Source organism: Geobacillus sp. LEMMY01 (assembly GCF_002042905.1).
In the GTDB taxonomy this organism is placed as follows: Bacteria; Bacillota; Bacilli; order Bacillales; family Anoxybacillaceae; genus Geobacillus; species Geobacillus proteiniphilus.
On sequence record NZ_MVKA01000034.1, the window covers coordinates 14,960 to 32,505 of the forward strand.

The 17,546-nt window shown below is 49.8% G+C and carries 17 protein-coding genes and 3 pseudogenes; 18 read left to right on the forward strand and 2 right to left on the reverse strand.

All coding sequences use genetic code 11. From position 1 onward, the window contains the following. Positions 1–106: 106 nt before the first annotated feature. On the reverse strand, positions 107–805 hold the full coding sequence (locus tag B1A75_RS15260) for a class I SAM-dependent methyltransferase (protein ID WP_044743985.1): 699 nt from the start codon (positions 803–805) through the stop codon (positions 107–109). A gap of 172 nt (positions 806–977) precedes the next feature. Between B1A75_RS15260 and B1A75_RS15265 the strand changes: the two genes are divergently transcribed. From B1A75_RS15265 to B1A75_RS20350, 9 genes and pseudogenes are all read left to right on the forward strand, one after another. Next, positions 978–1,856: a cation diffusion facilitator family transporter gene (locus B1A75_RS15265; RefSeq protein WP_063329997.1), complete on the forward strand. Its 879-nt coding sequence runs from the start codon at positions 978–980 to the stop codon at positions 1,854–1,856. 281 nt (positions 1,857–2,137) lie between these two features. Then, positions 2,138–3,094 (forward strand): magnesium transporter CorA family protein, encoded by a 957-nt coding sequence (locus B1A75_RS15275; RefSeq protein ID WP_079936449.1) that lies wholly within the window; start codon positions 2,138–2,140, stop codon positions 3,092–3,094. A gap of 92 nt (positions 3,095–3,186) precedes the next feature. Then, a complete protein-coding gene (locus tag B1A75_RS15280) occupies positions 3,187–3,276 on the forward strand; it encodes a YjcZ family sporulation protein (RefSeq protein ID WP_080706518.1) in 90 nt (29 codons plus the stop codon). A gap of 210 nt (positions 3,277–3,486) precedes the next feature. Then, positions 3,487–4,416: an EamA family transporter RarD gene (gene rarD, locus B1A75_RS15285; protein WP_079936450.1), complete on the forward strand. Its 930-nt coding sequence runs from the start codon at positions 3,487–3,489 to the stop codon at positions 4,414–4,416. Positions 4,417–4,543: 127 nt separating this feature from the next. Then, on the forward strand, positions 4,544–4,642 hold the full coding sequence (locus tag B1A75_RS15290) for a YjcZ family sporulation protein (protein WP_013145429.1): 99 nt from the start codon (positions 4,544–4,546) through the stop codon (positions 4,640–4,642). A 33-nt stretch (positions 4,643–4,675) separates the two neighbouring features. Then, complete coding sequence (locus B1A75_RS15295; RefSeq protein WP_079936451.1) at positions 4,676–4,801, forward strand: YjcZ family sporulation protein; 126 nt, start codon at positions 4,676–4,678, stop codon at positions 4,799–4,801. Between the two features lie 140 nt (positions 4,802–4,941). Beyond that, positions 4,942–5,835, forward strand: a complete 894-nt coding sequence (locus B1A75_RS15300; protein ID WP_079936452.1) for a DUF1028 domain-containing protein — start codon at positions 4,942–4,944, stop codon at positions 5,833–5,835. A 293-nt stretch (positions 5,836–6,128) separates the two neighbouring features. Next, a pseudogene (locus B1A75_RS20815) lies at positions 6,129–6,185 on the forward strand (hypothetical protein); the annotation flags it as partial. Between the two features lie 72 nt (positions 6,186–6,257). After that, a pseudogene (locus tag B1A75_RS20350) lies at positions 6,258–6,473 on the forward strand (transposase); the annotation flags it as partial. 112 nt (positions 6,474–6,585) lie between these two features. Here B1A75_RS20350 and B1A75_RS15315 read toward each other — a convergent pair. Beyond that, positions 6,586–7,002, reverse strand: a complete 417-nt coding sequence (locus B1A75_RS15315; RefSeq protein ID WP_254866645.1) for a molybdopterin-binding protein — start codon at positions 7,000–7,002, stop codon at positions 6,586–6,588. Positions 7,003–7,336: 334 nt separating this feature from the next. Between B1A75_RS15315 and B1A75_RS20355 the strand changes: the two genes are divergently transcribed. The 9 genes and pseudogenes from B1A75_RS20355 (at position 7,337) to B1A75_RS15365 (ending at position 17,424) form a co-directional block, all read left to right on the forward strand. Continuing rightward, the gene (locus tag B1A75_RS20355) at positions 7,337–7,894 is read left to right on the forward strand and encodes a DUF6431 domain-containing protein (protein WP_079936454.1); all 558 of its coding nucleotides are present in this window, start codon (positions 7,337–7,339) and stop codon (positions 7,892–7,894) included. A gap of 139 nt (positions 7,895–8,033) precedes the next feature. Then, positions 8,034–9,285, forward strand: a pseudogene (locus tag B1A75_RS15325) (IS481-like element ISBst1 family transposase). Next, positions 9,278–10,078 (forward strand): ExeA family protein, encoded by an 801-nt coding sequence (locus B1A75_RS15330; RefSeq protein WP_079936455.1) that lies wholly within the window; start codon positions 9,278–9,280, stop codon positions 10,076–10,078. Before B1A75_RS15325 ends, B1A75_RS15330 begins: the two are co-directional and overlap by 8 nt. Positions 10,079–10,349: 271 nt before the next feature. Continuing rightward, a complete protein-coding gene (locus B1A75_RS15340; protein WP_079936456.1) occupies positions 10,350–11,060 on the forward strand; it encodes an SDR family NAD(P)-dependent oxidoreductase in 711 nt (236 codons plus the stop codon). A gap of 140 nt (positions 11,061–11,200) precedes the next feature. After that, on the forward strand, positions 11,201–12,094 hold the full coding sequence (locus tag B1A75_RS15345; protein WP_079936464.1) for a PhzF family phenazine biosynthesis isomerase: 894 nt from the start codon (positions 11,201–11,203) through the stop codon (positions 12,092–12,094). A gap of 295 nt (positions 12,095–12,389) precedes the next feature. Then, positions 12,390–12,716 carry a GNAT family N-acetyltransferase gene (locus B1A75_RS15350; RefSeq protein WP_079936457.1) on the forward strand — a complete coding sequence of 109 codons (327 nt, stop codon included), beginning with the start codon at positions 12,390–12,392 and terminating at the stop codon, positions 12,714–12,716. Positions 12,717–12,808: 92 nt separating this feature from the next. After that, complete coding sequence (locus tag B1A75_RS15355; protein ID WP_079936458.1) at positions 12,809–14,089, forward strand: IS110 family RNA-guided transposase; 1,281 nt, start codon at positions 12,809–12,811, stop codon at positions 14,087–14,089. Positions 14,090–14,489: 400 nt separating this feature from the next. Continuing rightward, a complete protein-coding gene (gene ganQ, locus B1A75_RS15360; RefSeq protein WP_079936459.1) occupies positions 14,490–15,341 on the forward strand; it encodes a galactooligosaccharide ABC transporter permease GanQ in 852 nt (283 codons plus the stop codon). A gap of 19 nt (positions 15,342–15,360) precedes the next feature. Continuing rightward, positions 15,361–17,424, forward strand: a complete 2,064-nt coding sequence (locus tag B1A75_RS15365; RefSeq protein ID WP_139761744.1) for a beta-galactosidase GanA — start codon at positions 15,361–15,363, stop codon at positions 17,422–17,424. The last annotated feature ends 122 nt before the right edge of the window (positions 17,425–17,546 follow it).

Sequence of the window (17,546 nt, forward strand, 5' to 3'; positions counted from 1 at the left end):
GGTAAAACCAAGGGTTTCAGAGGTGGTCTCTTTTTTACATACTTTCGGTTCCATTTCATCAAAAAGGGGCTTTTGAGTCAGCACCCGTGTTCGTTTGTTGCAGCCCCTATGTCTCACACCAAAACACGCAGTACCCGAGCCGGTCGGCAAATTGCGCTGTCAGCTGCTGATGCTTCTGCCACATGCTTGCCATCTCCGGCGTCGTCGGGAAGACGATGACGGCCGGCGCCCCTTCGCCCGCCGCCTCCGCCGCCGTTTTGTAAAAGAAATGGCGGCAGCGGAATCCGTTTTGTTCAAGCGTTTTTTTCCATTCGCCGGGCGTCATCAGCCGCTTGAAGCCGTAGAACGCGGCGATCCGCTGCTGCTCGGCGGCGGTGAGCCGCTTATGGCATGCTTCGATGCCGATGAACGTGCCCCCTTTCTTCAGCACGCGGCAGATTTCAGCAAGGGCAGCAGGCAGTGAAACAAAGGCGAGCACCGATTCGGAAAGGACAAGATCAAACGTGCCGGCGGGAAACGGCAGCGATTCGACCGAAGCCTGGTGCAGGCGAACCGGAACCGCCATGGCACCGAAACGCTGCTTCGCCTTGGCGATCATTTTGGGATGGAGATCGATGGCCGTCACGTCCGCGCCGTACTGTCTAGCGATATACGCCGCTGTCTGCCCTGTGCCGCAGCCGACGTCAAGCACGGCGGTTGAGCGGTCAATATTAAGTTTACGTAAGATTTGTTTTGTCAACTCAAAACCGCCGGGGTGGGCGCCGTCAATCCCCATGTCCGCCAACCAGTCCAAATACGTCATCATGGCATTCTCCTTTTTCACTCAGTTGGTTTATCATATGCCAGAGAGCCGTTTTTTGTCTTTGAGCAAAAAAATTGGCTTGTCCCTATACTCATGAAAAAAAGCAATTTTGTTGCTATAGACCCAACCGCTATCAAGCTGGTACACTGATACGTGCAAGAACGAGAACGCTAGGTTGGTGAATGGAGTGGAACGGAAACAACGGGCGGAGGCTGGGGTGTTGTTAAGCCTCTTTATCTATCTTCTGCTGGCAGCCGGCAAGCTTTTGGCCGGGGCGGCAGCCGGATCGGACGGAGTGAAAGCGGACGGATGGAACAATTTGAGCGATGTGATGGCTTCCGTCGCTGTCTATATCGGCATGAAAATTGCCAAAAAACCGCGCGACCGCAATCATCCGTACGGACATTCGCGGGCGGAGAACATTTCGTCGCTGTTGGCCGCCTTTTTCATGATGTCCATCGGTATTGATGTGATTACAGACGGTGCCCGCACGCTTCTTGGCGGCGGGAGGGAGGCCGCCCCCGATTGGCTGGCGGCAGCGGTCGCCCTTGCTTCAGCAGCAGTGATGTTCATCATCTATGTCATCAATGTGCGGCTGGCGCGGCGGACGAACAGCATGGCGCTGGCGGCCGTAGCGAAAGACAACTTATCGGATGCACTCGTCAGCATTGGCGCCGCGCTTGGGATTGTCGGCGCGCATCTTGAGTGGGCATGGCTTGACCCGTTGGCGGCGCTCGTCATTGGTGCGCTCATTTGCAAGACGGCGTGGGAGGTGTTTATGGAAACGGCCCATGCGTTGACCGACGGGTTTGATGAAAGAAAGCTCGCCATTTACCGGCAAGAAATCGCTGCGGTCAGCGGGGTGCGCGATGTCGCGGACATTAAGGCGCGCATGCTCGGCAATGACGTTGTGCTCGAAGTAACCATCCGCGTCGATTCGCAGTTGACGGTAGTGAAAAGCCATGAAATTGCCGACGAGGTCGAGCGTTTAATGAGAAAACGGCATAACATCCGGGCGACGCACGTTCATGTGGAGCCGGAAGCGGTGCGCTGAGCGGAGGCCAAGCAAACGGGGGCGCGGCCGTCGCGCCCCAACCGCCTGCCGATCAAGAGGGAGGGATGGTCCTCCTTTTTTTCGAATGCTGCCGTCCGATGGACGCTCCTGCTTTGTTAAGGCATCGTTCCATTCGGCGGACAAAAGCGGCTTTCGGCGGGCACGGGGCGGCGTTGCTGCGCCGATGTTCCGGCCGTTTTTTCGGCGGCCGGCGAGGAGTAGTTTTTCGGCAAACGGCAAACAATACGAATAAACGCATCAGTTAGAAAGGAGACTCGTGTATGGCCATCCATCCGAGCCCCCGCTTGCCGCTTGGCGGAATATACGAACGGCATGCGCCGGCGGGCGGCCAGTCGTGCTGGTTTCATTTCACCGCCGCCGCCAAGCCGGATTTGGAACGGCTCCTCTCCTCGCTGTCGATTCATCCGCTCGCCCGAAAACGGCTTATAGGTGGAACAGACATTCCACTGGTCGATGAGTACGAAGGATTCCTTTTTGCATCGTTGTTTATCATCCGTCCGTCCGGCCGAACGGCGAACATTCGCCTGCTTGCCGCCGAGCGGCATATCATCAGTTATATGGATGAAGATGACCCGTTTATCGGCCATGTGAAAGAACGGCTGTTGGATCATCGCGATCAGGCGCTGTACCCTGGATATGTTCTTTACCATTTCCTGGACTTAGCCGTCACTCGCTTTTTGCAGGTGATCGACCAAATCGCCGACCGCATTCAGGCGCTTGAGCGGCAAGTGTTTGCGACGCCGTTCGCCAATGAAATCGGGCGTGAAATTTACCGGATGAAAACCCATCTTCATGAGCTGCGGCAAGTGGCCGAAGCGCAGGAAGAGGCGATCAAAACGATCCGCCATGCCGAGCTGCCGTACATCAACGCGGAAACGAATCCATACATCGATGAGGTGGCCTCCCGTTTCGCCCGCGTGCCGGCGGCGCTCGACGCATTTAAGGAATCATTGTCCGCCATTTTCGATTTGCAACTGTCGCTCAAATCCGATCATATGAACGTCATTATGAAAACATTGACATTGGTGAGCGTCATATTTTTGCCGATGACGTTTATTGCCGGTGTCTACGGCATGAATTTTTCGTTTATGCCCGAGCTGAAATGGCGGTACGGGTATCCGTTCGCCCTGCTGCTGATGGCGACCGTCGCCGTCCTCATTGCCCTGTATTTTAAGCGCAAAGGTTGGTGGGGGGAGACGGGGACGAAAGAAAAATAGGCGCCAGCTTGCAAAAATGGGCGTTGGCCCGGTCGTTTGGGCGGGCGGACGCATATGATGGTCCCGTCAACGGGATCAAGGAGGTGTCCGCCATGAGCAGTTTGGTCAGCAGCGGTTATGCGCTCGTCATTGTTTTGTTCATTTTGTTGATTATTGTCGGTTGTGTATGTGTCGCCTGGTAGGAAGCCGGACGGAAAAGAAGGGGAAGACGGGTCAAACAGTGCGGCTAGGCAAGACGGTGAAAGGGGGCGGGCGCATCCCGTTTTGCGTCGGTTTCCCCTCGTTTTGTTCACAAAAACACGCCGGATGACGCGGTCGTGTTTTTTTATAGATAAAATGAGGCGGCGGCGGTATAATGGAACGGAAGCGATTAGGGAAAAGGAGAACATCATATGGGGCATTTCAGTGAAGAAAAGCAAGGGGTTTTGTACACCGCCGCCTCATACTTGTTGTGGGGAGTGCTGCCACTCTATTGGAAACTGCTTGAGGCGCGCCCGGCGCTTGAGATTTTGGCGCACCGCATCGTTTGGTCGTTCGTGTTTATGGCCATCCTTTTGGCAGCGACTGGGCAGCCTGACGCCTTCCGCCGGGAGCTTCGGGCGATGCGCCGTCGGCCGGCTAAGGCATGGGGGATCGCCGCTGCTGCCGTGCTCATCAGCGCCAACTGGTTTGTCTACATATGGGCGGTGAATCATCATCATGTTGTTGAAACGAGCCTCGGCTATTATATCAACCCGCTTGTCAGTGTGGCGCTTGGGACGATCGTACTGCGCGAGCGGCTGAGCGTAGGGCAGTGGACCGCTGTTCTTCTGGCCGCCGCCGGCGTGGCGGCGATGACGGCGGAATATGGCGCGTTTCCGTGGGTCGCCATATCGCTCGCATTGACGTTCGGGTTTTACGGCTTAGTGAAAAAACTGGCCAGCGTTGACTCGTCCATTGGCTTGACGCTTGAAACAATGGCCGTCATGCCGCTTTCAGCCGTTTACTTATTATGGGTGTACAACGAAACGCCAGCCCTCGTCAAGACGGCCGAATGGTGGCAATGGGCGCTGTTGGCTGGAGCCGGGCCGGCGACGGCCGTGCCGCTTTTGTATTTCGCCAAAGGGGCGAAGCGTGTGTCGATGACAACACTTGGTTTTTTGCAATACATTTCGCCGACGATCAGCCTTCTCCTTGGCGTCTTTTTGTTTGGCGAGCCGTTTACGAAAGCGCATTTTTATGCGTTTAGCTGCATCTGGGCGGCGCTTATTTTGTTTTCTGCTGTTCAAATCAAGCAGGCGTCAGGGCGGAAAAAATGGAAGCGAAGCTCGCTTAAAGCATAAAAGCGGTCCGAGAACGGGCCGCTTTTTTTCCATTTCTGCGGCAAATACCCATTTTTGCTGAAACATCTAACCATTTCCTCGGCTTCTGAATAGTCTACTAGTACAAAAACGAAGGAGGTGCTGGCAAATGGGTGCAGCTTACGGCGGCGGATTCGCGTTGATCGTCGTTCTGTTCATCTTGTTGATTATTGTCGGATGCGCATGTGTCGGTGGTTGGGTGTACTGATGCCTCTTACTTGCTAACAAGGAGGTGACGAATATGCCATATGGCTTGTATGGCTGGGGTGGCTATGGCTTCGGCTACCCGGGTTATGGCGGCTACGGTTTCGTGCTGATCGTCGTCTTGTTTATTTTGCTCATTATCGTCGGGGCAACATGGTGCTAGGCGGATGATGGGCATGCGGGGGGAGACGGCCGGGCAACGGCTGTTTCCCCCGCTATTTTTTGAAAGAGGGAGGAAGATGGGAGGGAAGAGGAGAAATATAAGGAGAATAAAAAAATGGAAGTAGCGTGGAGGGTAAGAAAATGAAACGCATTCCGAAAGATGTTGTCGCGACGTTTTCGATCGTCGCGTTCGATCCGGCGACCGAGGAGCTTGGAATCGCTGTTCAATCGAAATTTTTAGGCGTCGGCGCGGTCGTGCCGTGGGCGAAAGCGGGCGTCGGCGCCGTGGCGACGCAGTCATATGCCAACACGTCATACGGCCCACGCGGCCTCGAATGGATGGAACAAGGGAAAACGGCGCAAGAAACGCTTGAGTTGCTCGTTGCCGATGACAGCGAGCGCGATTTGCGCCAGGTCGGCATCGTGGATGCGAAAGGACGGGCAGCAACGTTCACCGGAAAAAAATGTTACCCGTGGGCGGGCGGCATTACCGGACCGAACTATGCAGCGCAAGGCAATATTTTAGCCGGGGAGGAAACGGTGCTGGCAATGGGAAGGACGTTTGAGCAGACAAAAGGTCCGCTCGCCGAGCGATTGCTAAAGGCGCTTCAAGCTGGTCAGGCAGCGGGGGGCGACCGCCGCGGGCAACAGTCGGCCGCTTTGCTTGTCGTGAAAGAAGGAGGGGGATATGGCGGCTACAACGACCGTTATATCGACTTGCGTGTCGATGATCACCCGCGGCCGATCGATGAGCTCATTCGCTTGTATCAGTTGCGCCAGTTGTATTTTGAGAAGCCTCGTCCTGAAAAGGTGACGGCGGTGGAAGGCGCCGTCCAAGAAGAGGTGGCCGCGCAGTTGGTCCGTCTCGGCTATTTGTCGAAAGAGCGCTCGGCGGATCGCGAGGCGCTTCATGAGGCGCTGACCGTGTATATACATACAGAAAATTTTGAGGAGCGCCAAGTGGAGAAAGGAAAAATCGACCTCGATGTATTACAGTATATGAAGCAGCAGCCGTCGCCTAACGAGGTCGGCTAAGGGAAACCGGCCTTGTCGACTGCATGATCCATCATGCTGCAACAAAAAGGGGCTGACCCAAAACGCGAATGCGTTTTGGGATCAGCCCCCACTTTTTTGCCCCAAATATAGAAGAATCGCCCTTTTTTCTGGTAGAATAGAGTCACCGAAACCACTACCACCGAAAGAAGGGCGATTCTTTTATGAAACATGATCATATTTCCTTTAAAGAGTATACCATGGACAACCTCTCTTTGCCAAGCAACATCGCCGATCTCATTCCGCGGGATAACATGGCCCACGTGGTTCATGAGATGGTTGAACGCATCCCCATGGAGACGTTTCTCCCTTACTACAAAGGAGGGGGCACCTCCGCCTATCATCCGAAAATGATGACCAAAATTCTCCTTTACGCTTACACCCATGAACAAAAACAGAAAGCCCGCGAACGGCTGGAGAGTGAAGAAGGGCAAGCCCGATACCGCCAACGCAAAACCGACATTGAGAGTGTGTTTGGGCAAATCAAACAAAATCGCGGGTTTCGTCGCTTTGTCCTGCGAGGCCTCCAAAAAGTTTCCATCGAATGGGGGCTGATTTGTGCTGCCCACAATCTTCTCAAAAAAGCCGCTAGGGACAAGCAATTGTCCTTGGTGGCGTAAATCAGGGGGGTGAACAGAGTCGGAATTTTCTTCCGTTTGGTAAAATATACAAAAACCAAAGAGGGCTGACTCCAAAAGTCCGCTTTTTGGCGGACTTTTGGGTCAGCCCCGGTCATCGGACGACGAGCCGACGCACATGAGTAATCGGCGCCTCGCGGTTGGAACCGTCGCCAAAATAAATGTGCACCGGACCGTCGTCGCGCAACGGTTTTCCGTTTTTGGAAAAAGCGAAAATCAGGTCGTACGCCTTTTCCAGAGGGATCACTGTTTCTCCATGTTCCGTCTCAATGACAAGTTCAGACGCGTCTTCATGCGGCTCAGCGTTTCGCAAAAATGGGGCAAACGGCATGCCGAACGAGCCGGTGATGATTTTCTCCTTCAAAAAGCGCCGCTCCGTTTTCAACGTCGGCGGAAAAACGGCGCCCTCTTGAATTTCTCGGTCCCAAAATGCCGACAGCTTTTTGATTTCCTCGTCCTCTTGCTCCGCTTCCGTCGGCTGTGGAGCCGGCTCCGAAAAATACGCATCCATGTCTACTTTCCGGTCGTCGAARATCCAGACKYCKKGGTCAAGCSWGAWMGYAAMMTTYRCCWTTSCTGTCAGCACWMYMATRTCKWTSATGRWACACCTCTMSTMTGCAWGKTCCCAMSGTWYKWASWAWMMKRMTMWCGWAAAKYTTKTCTATGTWCSAGGCYGRRTWGTTACRTYWYRACTGTAAATTATCACTTTATTTCGGAACAAAAGAGCCATTTTTTTGCACATTCYTTCAGAAAGCCCTCTCCCCTTTTCTGAAAGAATGTGCTAAATTTTTTGTGAATTATTTCGGAAGAGAAAATCCATCGGTTCAKAGGAGGGGAAGGAGGACGTGATTCAATTTCATGACTTTGGCATTGACGTCCAAACGTATGCAGAGCGTGGAAAAGAAAACGACTTCCCTCTTCTGACACAGTGTCCGCATTGCCGGGCCAAGCGCCCGTTGCACCGCCACGGTTACTATGAGCGAAACGCATTGACCCCACATGGTGATGATCGCATTTGGATTGTCCGGTATCGCTGTCGGGAATGCTTGAAGACGGTGAGTGTGCTGCCTTCCTTTCTCCTCCCGTATTTTCAGTATACGTTGTCCGCCATATGGCAAGTCGTGAAAGAGCAGTTGGGATTGACCGAGGGGACGAACCGGGCTCCGTTTCTCCCGACAAAGGACGGCATCCTCTTTTATGTCCGGCGGTTCTGCCGAAACCTATCAAACCTTCACAGCTTTTTTGCGAGGCGGTGGAGGATCATAGGCCCTATCGTGAAAAAAGAAAAGGAACGGGCTTCCTGGTGGATCCGGACGTTGGAGAAACACGGTCTCTATTCGGTCATCAGAGACATGTGGAAGGACGGATTCCGACACCCTTTTGCGAATCAAATGGGATCCTGATTTTACATACATATCCTAAATTGGAATGGTTGAGGTTCCCACAAACCTTTCCTATCGACGGAGAAAAAGCGATCCGGTACGATAAGGGCAGACGGACCGGAACGGTCCTGATTCCAAGTGAGACAAGGAGGAGATTCGAATGGATGAGTCGATGAGACACGACATTGCCCTGTTTCGGTACGGGCTAATCGCTCCGTTGGTGAATGGGCAGGTGGAACCGAAGGCGTATCTGAAAGAGGTGAGCGAGCGAGTGCACCATGTTCCCCACCAGGGCGACAAACGAATCGCAGCCAAGACGATCCTCGATTGGTGCACCCGATACAAAAAAGGGGGCTTTGACGCCTTAAAGCCGAAGCGCCGTTCGGACCGCGGCCGCTCCAGGCGTCTGTCGCCCGATGATGAGGATCATATTTTAGCCCTAAGAAAAGAACATCCCACCATGCCCGTGACGGTGTTCTACGAACACCTGATCGAGCAGGGGGAAATCCCAAAAAACCATATCTCTTACTTTACTATATACCGATTGTTGAAAAAACACAACCTTGTCGGGAAAGAAATCTTGCCCATGCCGGAGCGAAAGCGCTTTGCGTATGACCAGATCAATGAGCTTTGGCAAGGGGACTTATCCCATGGACCAACGATTCGAGTCAATGGGAAAGCCCAGAAAACGTTTTTGATCGCCTATATCGATGACTGCTCGCGGTTGGTGCCGTACGTATAGTTTCCCTTCGGAGAAGTTTGACGGGCTGCGGATCGTCACGAAGGAAGCGGTGCTTCGTTGCGGGAAGCCGAAGCGCATTTACTCGGACAACGGGAAAATTTATCGATCCGAGGTGCTGCAGTATGCGTGCGCCGAGATGGGAATTACGCTCATCCACACCCAGCCGTATGACCCGCAAAGCAAAGGGAAAATCGAACGGTTCTTCCGCACCGTACAGACGCGGTTTTATCCGCTGCTGGAGTTGGATCCCCCGAAGTCGCTCGAAGAGCTGAACGAGCGYTTTTGGAGGTGGCTTGAAGAGGAGTATCATCGAAAACCGCACGCCTCRCTGGACGGAAAAACGYCGCATGAGGTGTTTCAATCGCAAGTGCATCTCGTGTCGTTCATCGAAGATGGCGATTGGCTGGATGCGATTTTTCTGAARCGGGAGCAMCGCAAGGTCAAAGCCGATGGAACGATCACCTTGAACAAGCAGCTGTATGAAGTGCCGCCCCGGTTCATTGGGCAATCGATTGAACTCCGCTATGACGAACGGGGCGTCTATGTGTACGAAGATGGAAGGAAGGTGGCGGAGGCCGTTCGGGTTCGTTTGGAGGACAACGCCTATGTAAAACGCCATCGGTCCCCGTTTGCGGCGATTCCGGCGAAGGAGGGAGAACACGGTGTATAAATCGTTTTACTCCCTTTCGCGGGAGCCGTTTGCGAAAGAAACAGACCCGTCCGAGGCGTATCAAGGGGCGCCGTTTCAGGAAGCGTTGCGGGCGCTGGAGTACGTGAAACGAACCCGGGGGATCGGGCTGTTGATTGGAGAGCCGGGGGCGGGCAAGACGTTCGCCCTTCGGGCGCTGAAAGAATCATTGAATCCATCATTGTATCATGTCGTCTACTTTCCGTTATCCACCGGAGGCGTGATGGATTTTTACCGTGGGCTGGCCTTGGGATTAGGAGAGGAACCGAAGTACCGCAAGGTAGACCTCTTCCGCCAAATCCAGCAGGCGATCGAGCGATTGYATCATGAACGACGGATCACGCCGGTGTTCATTTTGGACGAGATGCATTTAGCRAAGGATGCATTTTTACAGGACATCGCSATCTTGTTCAACTTTGAGATGGATTCGACCAACCCATTTGTCTTGATKTTGGCCGGGCTGCCCCATTTACAGGGGAAGCTGCGGCTCAATCAGCACCACCCTCTCGACCAACGGATCATCATGCGATACCGGATGGGGCCGCTGGAGAGGGAAGAGGTGGCGGGCTACATCGAGCATCGGATGAAACAGGCCGGGGCGAAGCATCCGATCTTCACTCCATCGGCGTTAGAGGCGATTGCTCTGCAGTCGCGGGGATGGCCTCGGGTGATCAACACGTTGGCCACGACGTGCCTGTTATACGGGTATCAGCTGAAAAAGGACGCCATTGACGAAGAAGTGGTGCGCATGGCCGCAGAGGAAATGGGGTATTAGCACGAAAGGGGCCGAATCGGCCTCTTTTGTGCTTTCTCTTTTCCATCGGTCCATCAGGCGCGCTGGAAATCTTCATCTGAAAGAGCGTGCAAATGTTCCGAAAGAATGTGCAAAATCCGGAACAATCCGCAAAAATTTTGCACATTATTTCCGAATCCGCCTGAAATAATTTGAAAAAGGGATTCTGAAATAATGTGCTAGTTTACAAGGTATAATAGAGATTTAGTATTTTTATTCGAATGAAGATTATACACTCGAAAGGAGTTAAAAAATGAGTGGGCATGTTTTAATTACTGGGGCAAACAGAGGTTTAGGTTATGAGTTACTAAAAGTATTTCACGCGAATAATTATATTGTGTTTCCTTTGATAAGAAATAATACTGCACTTCAAAGAATTAGGGAAGAGTTTAGTGAAAGATGTTATCCAATTGAAGGAGATGTTGGCTTAGATTCGTGTAAAAAAAATATAGAATTAACTATTAAAAAATATACAAATAAGATTGACATACTAATTAACAATGCGGGAATTCCAGGGGGTGAGTACCAAATAGACAAGGTAAATACCAGTGAGGTATATGATTTATTCAATATTCACTGCTTAGGTATTATACGAACCGTTCAAGCTACTCTTCCTTTTCTTTTTAATTCCTCAAATCCAAGAATAATCAATGTTTCTTCCAGACTCGGTTCTTTATCAAAGATGGCTTCTGGCGAGTTTAAAGATAGACACTTTTCTTACTCATATCGAATAGCAAAAGCTGCTCAAAATATGCTGTCAATATGTTTACACAATGAACTAAATAGTAAAGGCATTCATGTAAGTGTGATTCATCCAGGTCGATTAAAAACGGATTCTGGTTCATCAGATGCAGATATGGAAGCATTTGAAGCAGCTGAGTTAATTTTCAGGTGGATACAGACATTAAATAAAGAAAATTCTTGTCAATATGTCCAACCATTTTTTAAGGAATTAAAATGGTGATATTCACCAAAAGATTAATAGGAGCATTACTTCAAAAAGCAGGAAGTAATGCTTTTTTTGTTGAAGTAAAGGACAGCATTAAGAGAGACTATCAAGCAGAAAACCTTGAAATGATTAATCTTATTCTGGAGGTAATGAAAATGAGTAAAGTCAAAGTTTATCATTACGATGCATTCAGTAATGAGCCAAATATGGGGAATCCAGCAGGTGTAGTTTTAGATGGAGACCAATTCACTGAAAAGGAAATGCAAGAAATAGCGTTAAAAGTAGGCTTTAATGAAACAGCTTTCCCTCTTAAATCTGATAAAGCGGACGTTAGAATTCGTTATTTTACACCTGGACATGAAATGAATCTATGTGGTCATGCAACAATGGCTGCTATTTATGCATTAAAAACAAAAGAATTACTAAAAGAAAAGAGTGATTTAACAATAGAAACCAAAGCAGGAGTTCTGCCAATAAGAATAAATCGAAATTCACAAAACGAAATAGACATAACGATGAAACAAGCATCTCCACAATTTAAAGAATTTAATGGTTCAGTTGAAGATTTAGCCTTTTCCATAGGGCTGAAAAAAGACGATATAGAACCGAACTTACCGATTTTATACGGAAGTACAGGTACTTGGACTTTATTAATTCCAATAAAAACCCTAAGTGCTTTCAAAAGAATGAAACCCAATAATAAGCTCTTCCCAAGTATATTGAAAGAAATGCCAATGGCTTCTGTCCACCCTTTTTGTTTAGAAACTTATGATTCAAATGCACATATGCATGCTCGACATTTTTCTTCGCCTTTCTCTGGCACGATTGAAGACCCAGTAACAGGAACTGCTTCTGGGGTAATGGGCGCATATTATGCAAAATATATCGCAGATAATAACGTATTAAACCTAAACCTTTTAATTGAACAAGGTCAGGAAATTGGAAGAGATGGAAGAGTAGAAGTAAATGTGATGAAAAATGAGGATTCATATGAAGTAGAAATTACAGGTAAAGCTGTTTTTGTAAAAGAGATTGAGGTTCTTATTTAATTAACAAAGTTTCCTGTTTTACTATCTACTATCCTGAAAATTTCTGAATCCAAAAAGGTAACACTCCCATACGAACTCGAAGTATCAGTTTGTAATCGACCTCTGACTTCAGCTATAAGAGCAGTATAGACATAATATATTTCACATTTTCATTCTTCTGATGGTGATGCATAGATGCGGTATGGTTGTCTCCCATGGAAGAATGAATTAACTTCCATCATCTGTGGTGAAACTTGTTTAATGTTTGGCTAAGGGCAGGGGAGTTGAAGAATTATATTGGGAGGAGGAATTTTTAGTGGCAGAAACAGTTGTACCAATTACAACAGATAATTTGGAACAATGTATTGAACTATATATTAAAGTTTTTAATAGTGAGCCTTGGAATGAAAGTTGGACGTATGAAACTGCTAAAGAAAGGCTTACGGATTTGTTACATACTCCTAATTTTACGGGATTTTTTTGGAAAAACAATGAAACTCCAATTGGTTTTATAGCAGGAAACAGCAAAAAAACATATCAAGGAATAACTTTTTATTTAGCAGAATTATGCATCAATAATGAAATTCAAGGTAAAGGTTATGGTTCCAAACTTCTCCAATTTTTAGAGGAGCATTCCCGTTAGGAGCTTTTCCGGGGACTTGATCAAAAAAAGCCCTCTTGGTATGATGCAGGGGTGTCAAACAATACCTACCATCATGCCAAGGAGGACTTCAGATGAATTGTACACAAAACTATAAAATTGATCAAGTTACGGAACAAACGCTTGTCGTGGGCATCGATATCGCGAAACGAACCCACTACGCCTGCTTCGTGGATGACCGGGGGCGCGTGCTTCGCAAGTCGTTCCCGATCTTCCAGTCGAAAGAGGGGTTTCAGCAGCTGTATAAAGCGATTCAGGAGGCGATGCAAGCGTTTGGGAAGTCAGAGGTGATCGTCGCCGTGGAGCCGACCGGGCACTACTGGTTGAACCTAGCCTACTTCCTCGAGGAGAACGGGATCCCGTTGGTCATGGTCAACCCGGCGCATGTGTGCCGGTCGAAAGAACTCGATGACAACCTGCCGACGAAACACGACGCCAAAGACGCCCTGGTCATTGCCAGACTGGCAAAAGACGGACGATTCCTCGTTCCCCGGCTGCTGCACGAGATCGAAGCCGATTTGCGCGTGGGGAGCACGCTCAAAGAGAAGCTCCGCAAGGAACAGACGGCGGTGAAAAACGCGATCGTCCGCTGGACGGATCGGTATTTTCCAGAGTTTTGGACCGTGTTTCGTGACTTGGGGAAAACGGCGCTTTCGGTGTTGGAGTGGACGCCGCTTCCGGCTGATATGGCCGGCCGGACGGTGGAGGAGCTTCTTGAGGTGTACCGGCAAAGCGAAGGGATGAAATGCCCGCAGAAGGCCAAAATTCAGGCGTTGATCAACACCGCGAAGGACTCGATTGGGGTGACGGAAGGGACAGCGATGGCCCGGTTTGAGATCGCCGCGCTCGTCCGCCGATACCGCCAATTGGAGGCGGAGATCGCTGCACTGGACGCCGAGTTGAAGGCATTGGTTCAAACGACGATGGAGTACCAATGGTTGAAAACGGTCGACGGGTTGGGAGACGCCACGATCATCGATCTGCTGGCGGAGATCGGCAGCTTCGCCCATTATCGGGACCCGCGCCAATTGGTGAAGTTGGCGGGCCTGACGCTCAAGGAGAACTCCTCCGGCCAGCGCAAAGGGCAAAAGCACATCTCCAAACGGGGACGGAAACGGCTGCGATCAGTGCTGTTTCGGGCGGTGATTCCGCTGATTCGGCATAACGAGGCGTTTCGCGAGCTGCATGAGTATTATACGACCCGATCCGTCAATCCGCTGACCGGAAAGCAGTCCATCGTCGCCTTGTGCCGGAAGCTGTTGAATGTGCTGTTTGCGATTTGTACGAAGAAACAAGCGTTTGACGCGGAGCGAATGAAACAGGACGTCTTGTCCCAGGTGCAACRGGCGGCCTAAGGCCTCCCCCCTGCGAACGGAAGAATCGTTGGACAACGAGATGACACCGGAGAAGCTGGCGTGATTTCATCCATTCGACCTTGAGTCCCTAAAGGAGCTTGGCCGGCCTCCGCCTGATGACGAGACCGAACGAGGGAATGTTGGCGCGAAGACGCCCGGAGACATGGGAGGGTTCGTCCTCATCAGCGACGCGGAGATCCAAAGGGTGCATCGAATATGCTTCCCCCCGYGGCAGGAAAATATAACCAGCCGTGGCCGCGAAGCGCACCCTAGGTCTGTAAGATATCCACAAAACTGAAAAAGGATGTAAGGGATTTTGTCGAAAAATATTTTTTGGACACCCCTGAGAGGCCGAAAAGCCTTGATAGATCAACATTTCTAGAGGGAGGGAGTATAGAACATGAGAGCCAGTGTGAGGTCAAAAAAGTTCCTTCGCCTCTTTGTATCCTATGCCATTTTAACGTTTGTCGCCATGGCGATCATCTATCCGCTGCTTTGGACAATTGGCGCCAGTCTGAATCCGGGGAACAGCTTAATTAGCACGACTCTTATTCCGAATAACCCTACTTTTGACCATTATCGTGAATTGTTTGCTGGCAAGGAAAGCCTGCCGTATGCACGTTGGTATTGGAATTCGATGAAAATCAGTTTTTTTACAATGATCGGTTCCGTTATCAGCGTTTCATTTACGGCCTATGCTTTTTCACGATTTCGCTTTAAAGGGAGAAAAAATGCGTTAACGTTATTTTTGTTGCTGCAAATGGTCCCACAATTTTCAGCATTGATTGCCTTATTTGTTTTGGCGCAAATGCTCGGGATGATCAATAGTCACTGGCTGTTAATTTTGCTTTATATCGGCGGGCAAATTCCGATGAATACGTACTTGATGAAGGGATATATGGATTCGATCCCGAGAGATTTGGACGAAAGCGCCAAAATCGATGGGGCGAGCAGTACGAGGATCTTTTTCCAAATTCTTTTGCCGTTATCTAAGCCAATGATTGCGGTCGTGGCGATGAACGGATTTACCGGACCGCTTGGCGATTTTGTTTTATCATCGGCCATTCTCCGAACTCCTGATGCTTATACGCTTCCGATAGGGCTGTATAATCTCGTTAACGAAGTGATGGGGGCGAGCTATACAACGTTTGCAGCCGGGGCGCTTCTGATTAGCATTCCCGTAGCGATTGTCTTTTTGATGTTGCAACGGAACTTTGTGTCCGGATTGACATTGGGTGGAATCAAAGGATGATGCAGTGAAAGGGGACGACATGATGCCAAAATATGAACGAACGTATACAACACAAGCGAACTTCATTCTTCATGGAGGAGACTACAACCCTGATCAATGGCTGGATCGGCCGGATATTTTGCAGGCGGATCTTGAGTTGATGAAACTCTCCCATACAAACACATTCACGGTTGGTGTGTTTGCTTGGTCTGCTCTCGAACCGGAAGAAGGGGTTTATCGTTTTGAATGGCTCGATAAAGTGTTTGACGACATTTACCGTATTGGCGGGCGGGTGATTTTGGCCACGCCAAGCGGCGCCCGGCCAGCATGGTTGTCGCAAAAGTATCCGGAAGTGTTGCGGGTGAATGCGGCGCGTGTTCGACAGTTGCATGGTGGGCGGCATAATCATTGTTTTACCTCGAGCGTATACCGCGAAAAAACTCAACATATCAATCGATTGCTGGCGGAACGGTACGGAGATCATCCTGCTTTGCTCATGTGGCACGTTTCCAACGAATACGGCGGGGAATGCCATTGTAATCTGTGCCAAGAGGCGTTTCGCGAATGGTTGAAAAAGAAATACAATCATGACCTTGACGCGCTGAATGCCGCTTGGTGGACATCGTTTTGGAGCCATACGTACACCGACTGGTCGCAAATCGAGTCGCCGTCTCCGATTGGTGAACATACGATTCATGGGTTGAATCTTGATTGGAAACGGTTTGTGACAGATCAGACGATTTCCTTTTTTGAAAACGAGATCGTTCCGCTTCGGGAGTTGACACCGCATATTCCGATTACAACGAATTTTATGGCGGATACGCATGACTTAATTCCTTTTCAAGGGCTTGACTACAGCAAGTTTGCGAAACATCTTGATGTCATTAGTTGGGACGCCTACCCTGCTTGGCACAATGATTGGGAAAGCACCGCCGATTTGGCCATGAAAGTCGGTTTTATCAATGATTTATATCGAAGTCTGAAGCAGCAGCCGTTTTTATTGATGGAATGCACGCCGAGTTTAGTGAACTGGCATAAAGTGAACAAAGCGAAGCGGCCAGGCATGCACTTTTTATCTTCGATGCAAATGATCGCCCATGGTTCCGACAGCATCCTCTATTTTCAATGGCGCAAGTCGCGGGGATCGTTTGAGAAGTTTCATGGCGCGGTTGTCGACCACGACAATCGAACAGACAGCCGTGTATTTCAAGAAGTCGCCGAAGTCGGAAAGGCGCTCAAGAAGATGTCTGGCATCGTCGGAACCAACCGGCCGGCGGAAGTGGCGATTTTGTATGACTGGGAAAACAATTGGGCGTTAAATGATGCGCAAGGGTTTGCGGCCGAAACGAAGCGCTATCCGCAAACACTAGTACAACATTATCGTCCGTTTTGGGAGCGTGATATTCCTGTTGATGTAATCACAAAAGAGCATGATTTTTCCCGCTACAAGTTGCTTATTGCGCCGATGCTTTACTTAGTGAGCGAAGAGACGATTGCTCGTTTGAAAGAGTTTGTAGCGAACGGTGGGACGCTTGTCATGACCTATATAAGCGGGATCGTCGACGAACATGATTTAGCGTATTTAGGAGGTTGGCATCAAGACTTGAGGGAAATGTTCGGCATGGAGCCGATAGAAACGGATACACTTTATCCACGCGATCGGAATTCGGTTCACTATCGTGGACGATCTTACGAGCTGAAAGACTATGCAACGGTGATCAAGATTCATGCCGCAACAGTCGAAGGAGTTTATGAAGATGATTTTTATGCGGATACGCCCGCTGTGACGAGCAACCAATACGGGAAAGGCCAAGCCTATTATATTGGCGGCCGCCTAGAGGATCAATTCCATAGAGATTTTTATCAAGAATTGATGGAAAAACTGGATCTGAGGCCTGTCTTGTTTGTAAAACATGAAAAAGGAGTATCCGTGCAAGCGCGGCAAGCGCCGGAATGTGATTATGTGTTTATTATGAATTTTACGGAGGAAAAACAGGCTGTAGTTCTTGAGGAAAAGGTGAAGGATCTCTTCACTGGTGAGGAAATTGTAGGGGAGATTATGCTGGATAAATACGAGGTGCGGGTCGTGGAGAAAAGGAGATAAAGGAGAGAGGTTCGTTCAAGCAACAAATCTATCAGATAGCAGACAGGACGGTCAGGTTCCATAAGGTAGTCAATCAAGTTTTTTGGGTGCGTTATGTTCTGAAAATATTCATGGAGGCGGGG